General features: G+C 40.4%; 1 protein-coding gene. It reads left to right on the forward strand.

All coding sequences use genetic code 11. The features are described from left to right. Positions 1-606, forward strand: a 606-nt coding sequence (locus tag LMH66_RS20230) for an IS110 family transposase (protein WP_229372718.1), incomplete at both ends; no start/stop codon positions are given.

Consider the following 606-nt stretch of genomic DNA (forward strand, 5'->3'; position numbering starts at 1 on the left):
GTGTCGATACGGGTAAATTTCAACTCGACATTTATATTCGTCCGCTTGATATATTTTTCACCGTCAATAACGATGAGAAAGGGATTAAAGAAGCGATAAACCTCATCAAAAAACACCGCCCTGAACGTATCGTAATTGAAGCCACTGATCGCCTAGAAATGCCATTTATCATGGCCTGCTCTGAAGCAAACCTGCCTTTCGTTATCGCCAACCCAATACACATAAAACGCTTTGCTGGGGCTATTGGTCAACGAGCTAAAACAGACAAACTTGATGCACAACTTATCGCGCATTACGGTGAAGCAATTAAACCTAAGCTGTCGACACTAAAGCCTGACATCATGCAGGCTATGAGCGATCTAGTAGGCAGACGAAATCAACTATTAGTCATGCAAACAATGGAAAAGAACAGGCTTCAAATTTTACCCAAAGAGCTTGCTATGACGATCAAACCCATCTTAACCGTGTTCAAAAATCAGATAACAAAGATAGAAGATAAAATCGTTAAACTCATCGAGTCTTGTCCTGATTATCAGGCTAAAAATATCATCCTACAAAGTATGAAAGGGATAGGTAAAATTGCCGCTGCATCAATCATCAGCAACC

The organism is Shewanella sp. 10N.7, from assembly GCF_020806285.1.
Classification (GTDB): Bacteria; Pseudomonadota; Gammaproteobacteria; order Enterobacterales; family Shewanellaceae; genus Shewanella; species Shewanella electrodiphila.